Source organism: Nonomuraea sp. NPDC049709, from assembly GCF_040674815.1.
Taxonomy (GTDB): domain Bacteria; phylum Actinomycetota; class Actinomycetes; order Streptosporangiales; family Streptosporangiaceae; genus Nonomuraea.
Genome location: NZ_JBFANM010000081.1, coordinates 43161 through 49638, shown reverse-complemented (window position 1 = coordinate 49638; position 6478 = coordinate 43161). Strand labels below are relative to the sequence as shown.

At 71.9% G+C, this 6478-nt stretch carries 6 protein-coding genes; 3 read left to right on the top strand and 3 right to left on the bottom strand.

Annotated features, from left to right (window positions below):
* Positions 1–346, bottom strand: a 346-nt coding sequence (locus tag AB0J69_RS50060; protein WP_364133324.1) for a helix-turn-helix domain-containing protein, incomplete at its 3' end; no start/stop codon positions are given.
* A 147-nt stretch (positions 347–493) separates the two neighbouring features.
* On the opposite strand from AB0J69_RS50060, the gene AB0J69_RS50055 reads away from it, so the two are divergent.
* Entirely contained in the window at positions 494–1669 is a 1176-nt protein-coding gene (locus AB0J69_RS50055) for a cytochrome P450 (RefSeq protein WP_364133323.1), read from the top strand.
* A 373-nt stretch (positions 1670–2042) separates the two neighbouring features.
* Here the strand turns inward: AB0J69_RS50055 and AB0J69_RS50050 are convergent, their stop codons facing one another.
* Entirely contained in the window at positions 2043–2906 is an 864-nt protein-coding gene (locus AB0J69_RS50050) for an aminoglycoside phosphotransferase family protein (RefSeq protein WP_364133321.1), read from the bottom strand.
* Between the two features lie 131 nt (positions 2907–3037).
* Between AB0J69_RS50050 and AB0J69_RS50045 the strand changes: the two genes are divergently transcribed.
* Positions 3038–4057, top strand: a complete 1020-nt coding sequence (locus AB0J69_RS50045) for an ABC transporter permease (RefSeq protein WP_364133318.1) — start codon at positions 3038–3040, stop codon at positions 4055–4057.
* A gap of 40 nt (positions 4058–4097) precedes the next feature.
* Entirely contained in the window at positions 4098–5363 is a 1266-nt protein-coding gene (locus tag AB0J69_RS50040; protein ID WP_364133315.1) for an SMI1/KNR4 family protein, read from the top strand.
* Here the strand turns inward: AB0J69_RS50040 and AB0J69_RS50035 are convergent.
* The gene (locus AB0J69_RS50035; RefSeq protein WP_364133313.1) at positions 5357–6331 is read right to left on the bottom strand and encodes an aminoglycoside phosphotransferase family protein; all 975 of its coding nucleotides are present in this window, start codon (positions 6329–6331) and stop codon (positions 5357–5359) included. The genes AB0J69_RS50040 and AB0J69_RS50035 overlap by 7 nt on opposite strands.
* Positions 6332–6478: the final 147 nt, after the last annotated feature.

The window sequence follows — 6478 nt, the reverse complement described above, 5'->3', positions numbered from 1 at the left end:
TGACCCGGGTGGGTAGGACCCTGGCCCCCATGGCGGGCCGGCTGGTCTGTATAATCATGCCGGCGCAGGGCGGCTCGAAGTCGGCCCCCGCCTCGGGGTCACGGCCCCGGCCGCCGGCGGCCGGGGCCGGCGGATGCAGGCCAGGCTTGCGGCGCGCGCGCCAGCTGGTCGCCTGTTGCGCCAGGTTGGCCCGATAGTGGCCGGCCCCGCCGTTGCGGGTCACCTCGCGGCTGATCGTCGATCGGGGACGCCCCAGGCTCCTGGCGATCTCGGCGTAGCCGTGCCCGGCCGCCAGCCCCGCCGCGATGCGCTGCCGGTCCTCGTAGCTCAGACGGCCTCCCGGCATCCTCTCCCCCGGCATGGTGCATTCAGCCTCAATGTCATTGCACCCACGATAACGCTTCTACCTGGCCTGACAGGGATTGCACGTTGGTGATGCCGGAAACCCGCGCCTAACGTGCGGCACGTCATGAACGTACGAGAGGAAACCGGCATGACCTCGTCGCTACCGACCGGACGATCAGTTGAGCGGCCGTTCGATCCGCCCGCCGGGCTGCGCGAGCGCGGCCCGCTGAGCCGGCTGAGCTATCCAGACGGGCACGAGGGGTGGCTGGTCACCAGCCACGCCCTGGTGCGCGAGGTGCTGGCCGATCCGCGCTTCAGCATCCGGCCCGAGCTGCGGCACCTGCCCGTCCCCACAGCCACCCCCGGCAGCGACCGGCCGGCGCCGCCCGGGTTGTTCGTCGCCATGGACCCCCCGGAGCACACGCGCTACCGGCACCTGCTCACCGGCCAGTTCACCGTCCGGCGCATGCGGCTGCTCACCCAGCAGATCCAGGACATCACCGCCGAACACCTCGACGCCATGGAGCAGGCCGGGCCAGCCGCCGACCTGGTCACCGCGCTCGCGCAACCCGTCCCCGCGCAGGTGATCTGCGAGCTGCTCGGTGTGCCGTACGCAGCCCGCGCCCGTTTCCAGGACCACGTGTTCGAGCTCTTCCGGCTGGACGCCACGCCCGGGGAGATGGCGGCGGCGTACGCGGCCGTGCACGGTTTCATGGGCGAGCTGGTGCGCGACAAGCGCGCCGACCCCACGGACGACCTGCTCAGCGGCCTGACAGCCGGCGACCTCACCGACGAGGAGCTGGTCAACATCGGCTTCGCCCTGCTGGGCGCCGGCCTCGACACCACCGCGAACATGCTGGCGCTCGGCACCTTCGCCCTGCTCAGCCACCCCGGCCAGCTCGAACTCCTGCGTCGGGACCCGAGCACCGCGGACCGCGCCATCGAGGAGCTGCTGCGCTATCTGAGCATCATCCCGTTCACGGTGCGCACCGCGCTGGAGGATCTGGAGCTGGCCGGTGAGCAGATCAAGGCCGGCGAGGCCGTCACCGTGTCGGTCCCGGCGGCCAACCGCGACCCCGCCCAGTTCGCCGATCCCGACACGCTCGACCTGCTCCGCTCCACGGCCGGGCACGTGGCCTTCGGGCACGGCATCCACCAGTGCCTCGGCCAGCAGCTGGCCCGCGTGGAGCTGCAGGTGGCGCTGCCCGCGCTGATCGCCAGGTTCCCCACGCTGCGCCTCGCGATCCCCGCCACGGACGTTCCCCTGCGTACCGACACGCTCATCTACGGCGTCCACAGCCTGCCCGTCACCTGGGAGGTGTGACGGAGCGGTCCTTCCCGGGCGCCGGCGTAGCGAGACGGGGTTGAGCGATGGCTCCTGTCCGGGGGTGGCCCGCACGGCCATCCGGCCGGACCGCCCCGTTGCCCGCTACGCCTGCTCGGTCACATGGCGACGGCCTCTGTCACCACCAATCCCAACCGCCGCCCCAGGGGCCGCCCCAGCCGCCCCACCAGCGGCGACGCCGGCGGCAGCGACGACGCCAGCGGCGACGCCGGCAACCTCCGCCTTCGTGGTAGTCAATCGCTTCGAACATCGCTCCTCCCCCCGTGCGATCACTCCTTAATTCCGACATTAACCCCTAAAACACCACAAACAGCGCTATATTCGTCGATTTCGCTTAACTTTGACGTCGAATTCACGACGTAAAAAGGGCTGCCGAGTCGCCGGCCTGCTCCTCCAGCCAGGCCACGATGTGCTTCACGTAGCTGTCGACGAGGGGTATCGGCCCGCCGTCGAGGACGAACACCGCGCAGAGGATGTTGACGCCGAACAGCCGGTCCCAGACGCGCGCCCGGCGACAGGTCGCCCCGTCCACCGCCCGCCGCACGTTGTCCCAGCCGTGCCACCCCATGAACGCGGCGTCCACCGCCGGGTCGAACAGGTGCGCCCGGTCCCAGTCGAGCACCCCGACCAGCTTGCCGTCCTCGCCCCAGTGCACGTTGTCCCCGGCGAGGTCGCCGTGGACGAGCACGTCGGGCACCGCCTCCAGGGCCGTCGCCGCCGCCAGCCGGCGCTCGGCCTCGGGCCGCCAGCGGTCAGGCAGCCGGGGCAGCACGTCCTCCGCCAGCACGCGCGCCCAATGCCCGTCGTACGCCCGCGGTGCCGGCAGCAGGCCGCGCAGCTCCGGCGTGACCGGCAGCTCCCGCAGTGCGGTGAGCACCTCGGCTATCTGCCCGGGATCGCCCTCGCCCTCCGCCAGCCCCGTACCGTCGATCCAGGAGACGGCCATGGCCGCGCGCTCCCCGAACCCCGTCACCGGCGTCAGCGGCTCCGGCACCGCGAACGGCAGCCCGGCCGCCCCGATCGCGCGCAGGATCTCGGCGTTGCGCGGCATGACCCGCGCCCCGAGCGGACGCCGGCTCACCCGGACCGCCGCCACCCCCGGGAGCAGCACGACGTCGTGCACCCCGCCGCGAGCGAGCCGCGCCTGATTCAGCGGCGCTCCTGGCAACAGGGCGTCGGCGATCTCCAGCAGATCGGCGGGCACACGGTCGTTCATGGCGGGAGGCCTCCTGGTGGCGGTGGGGGACAGCGAGATTACCGGGTCGAATATGCCTTCAGGAGATCAAACCTCCATCAGGGGCGCGTGTCAGAGGCCGACGGCGGCGAGCGCTTGCCTAGCGTGTCAGCATGGACGACCGGACCGGCCGCTGGGCGGCCCTCAAAGGGTCGCCGTACTTTCCCGCGACCGTGATAGTGCTGATCCTCGGCGCGGCGGCGGGGCTGTTCGCCGGGTCCTACACCTACGCCATGGCCGACCCGACCCCGCATCGCATCCCGGTCGCGGTGGTCGGGGTCAGCCACGAGACCGTACGCGGCAAGGCCTTCGCCGCCGGAATGGAGCGGCAGCTGAACGCCTCGCTCGCCCTGCGGTACGAGCGCTCGTTCGAGCAGGCCGCCCAGGAGGTCGAGGAGCAACGCGTCTTCGGGGTGCTGGTGGTGCACGGGGCGGACGTCACGCTGTACGTGTCGGGTGCCTCGGGCGCGTCGGTCGCGCAGGTGCTCAGCGAGGCGGCGCCGAAGGTGGCGCAGCAGCTCGGGGTACGGCTGACGGTGCGGGACATGAAGCCGCTCCAGCGGGGCGATCCGCGCGGCCTGGCGCTGTTCTACATCACGCTCGCCGCGGTGGTCATCGGGTTCATCGGGGCCGTGCAGCTCAGCGTCAATGCCGGTGTGCTCTCGCCCGCGCATCGCATCGCGTTCACCGTGGCGTACGCGGCGCTCGGCGCGCTGTCCATCGTCGCCGTCGTGGACTGGGGACTCGGCGCCCTCGACCTGCCGCTGCTGGAGTCCTGGTTCATCCTGGCGCTGACCATGTTCGCCTCCGGAATGGTGTTCACCATGTTCAACACGCTCGTCCGGCGGTGGGCGATGGTGCCCACCTGGGGGCTGATGGTGCTGCTCGGCAATCCGTCCTCGGGCGGGGCCGTGTCCTGGCCGCTGCTGCCGTCGCCGCTGGGCACCATCGGACGCTGGCTGCCGCCCGGCGCCTCGATCAACGCCCAGCACACCGCCGTCTACTTCGGGGGCCATCAGCGGGTGACGCCGTTCCTGGTGCTGGCCGCCTGGGGGCTGGTGTCGTGCGTCGTCTTCCTGATCTGGCGCGACCGTCATCCCAGCGGCCCCTCCGCTGACACAGAGGCCACATGAGCCACACGGTCACGTCCGATTCGCAGGATATTGTCCTGCGGTGCGTCCCTCCCTGTCGTCGTGGCCATGGTGGCCCATCGCCGTGGTCACGTATCTCGCCTGGGTGCCGGCGGAGATCATCACAGCTCTGTTGCTCCCGCCTCGGTATTCGGGAGCGGACTTCAGCGTCGTCCCCGCCGCGTACGCCCCCATGTCGCCGGTCCACCGCTTCGTCGACGACGTCTCCGACATCTCCTTCTGGCCCGTCGGGTTCATGTTGTGGGTGCTGGCCTGGCTGGCGCCGCGCCGGCCGTGGGCCCGGGCGCAGCTGCGGATCGGTACGGCCGCGTTCTCCATCGTGCTCGCCGAGCTGGCCTTCACCGAGGCCGACACGATCCTCGACAGCCTCCGCACCGGGTCCCCGCTCGTCCACGGGTACGACCTCGCCGGGCTCGTCTGGTTCTACGGCCCGCCGCTGCTCATCACGGTCGCCACCTGGGCGGGGGTCCGCGAGGCCCGGGGCATCGCCTCGTTGCCCGTCCCGTACCGGCCGGCCCGCCGTACCAAGGTCACGTTCACCACGTTCCTGGTCCTGATCCTCGCCACCGGCGAGGCGCCGCCACCCGTCGTGGAGCAGCCGCCCCCCGTGCTGCTGCCGGATCGGCCCGTCCAGACGGCCGAACCCGAGACAGAGAGCATCGGCTGCCGTCCCCGCCCGCGCCGGCCCGTGGTCCGCCGGCCGGCTCGCCGGGTCACCACCCGGGTCGACGCCGCCTGGGCCCGCCTGGACCGGTGGCTGGCCAGGAACGCGCCGCGCACGTACAGGGAGCTCAACCCGCCCGCCGAGCCGACGGACATCGCCCGGGCCGAAGCCAGGATGGGCGTACGCTTCCCCGACGACCTCAAGGCGTCACTGCTGCGCCACGACGGCGCGAAGTTCGGCAAGGGGTCGTTCTTCTTCGTCTACCGCCTGACCCCGGTCAAGGAGATCGTGAACGACTGGCGGATCAGCTGTGAGGTGGCCGAGGACGTGATGCCGTCGGGCGCCAAGGAGCCCAAGGGATACGTGGATCCCGAAGGCTTCTGGTGGCACGGCAGCGCCATCCCGTTCGCCATGGACGGGGGCGGCGACAACCTGGTGCTGGACGGCAAGGGGCGGGTCGGTCACTTCTTCCACGAGGACGGCCTGAGCTTCACGAGCAGCTGGGCCTGGCCTTCCTACGCGGACTTCCTGGAGGACGTGGCGGACGCGCTGGAAAGCGGCGAACCGCTGCGCGACTCGCCCCACACCGTCACCCCGGACGGCGACCTGGACTGGTCCTACTGAGCCGTGCCGAGCGCGTCGGTGCCGGTGATCGTGGGCCCTCCAGCGGCCGGCAACGGCAGCGTCAGCGGTGGGCGCTCGCGCCACTGCCCGACCATCGGCTGGAGCATCCGGTCCAGCTCGGGGTCCTGGCGGGTGACCGCCAGGGCGGCGATCACCTGGAGCATTCTCGCCCCCTCCATCCAGTCCAGCAGCTCCCGGTCCACCCGCGTGCCGCCGGCCCGCTCGTACGCCTCGACGGCGCGCGGCCCCGATCCGACCAGGTCCCATTCGATGGGGCCCAGCGTGACGTCCTCGAAATCGCCGAACAGGTGCCCGCGGGCCGTCCGCAGCACGTTGTACGGCGGCGAGTCCCCGTGGATCGGCTGCGGCCGGGACCCGGGGAAATGGCGGGGCAGGTCCGCGGCGGCCCGCTCGACCACGGCGTACTCCTGCTCCGCCCGGTCCAGGTCGGCCACGGTGAGCGACTCGGGGCGGCGCGCGCGCAGGTCGGCCAGGAGCCGCCCGGCCTGCGGCACCAGCGGGGCGAACGCCGGCAGCTCGCCGGGGTAGCCGGCCATCAGGCGGTGCAGCTCGGCGACCCAGGCCGTCTGCTCGGTGAAACGGTCCTCCAGCTGCTCCGGAGGGGTGTCCCGGATGGAGTCGCGTTCGTCGACGTACTGCCAGAACGTCAGCGACCTGTCCTCCCGGACGACCGGCTCGCGGGGGACGAGCGGGCTGGGCGGCACGACCGGCGCGCCGTTGCCGGCCAGCCAGCCCACCACGTCGAGCTCCCGCCGCTGCCTGGCCGCCTGCTCGTCGGCGGGGGCGAGGGTCAGGGCCGGCACGCGCGCCACGACCGGGGCGGGCGCGAGGTGGACCAGCACGTTGAACCCCGCGTAGAGGACGCGCGGCTCCTCCACGGTCAGCCCGAGCCGCCGTGCCGCGCCCGCCGCGAGCTTCAGGGCGTGTTCCGTACGTTCGCCGGCCATGCCGACGATCTTTCGGGCCGAGGCGGCCGGCGTCAAACAGGCCGCTCGGGGACTGCCGGAAAAATCTTCGCGCGGATGTCGATCCGCCTGCCCTCAGCTCGACGCGTTGGTGAAAGGTCAGGCAAGCCCGCGAAAGACATCTGGGAG

Bases quoted from the DNA above. Each gene is read 5' to 3' on its own strand.
- AB0J69_RS50055 (WP_364133323.1), top strand. From the start codon at position 494: ATGACCTCGTCGCTACCGACCGGACGATCAGTTGAGCGGCCGTTCGAT.
- AB0J69_RS50050 (WP_364133321.1), bottom strand. From the start codon at position 2,906: ATGAACGACCGTGTGCCCGCCGATCTGCTGGAGATCGCCGACGCCCTG.
- AB0J69_RS50045 (WP_364133318.1), top strand. From the start codon at position 3,038: ATGGACGACCGGACCGGCCGCTGGGCGGCCCTCAAAGGGTCGCCGTAC.
- AB0J69_RS50035 (WP_364133313.1), bottom strand. From the start codon at position 6,331: ATGGCCGGCGAACGTACGGAACACGCCCTGAAGCTCGCGGCGGGCGCG.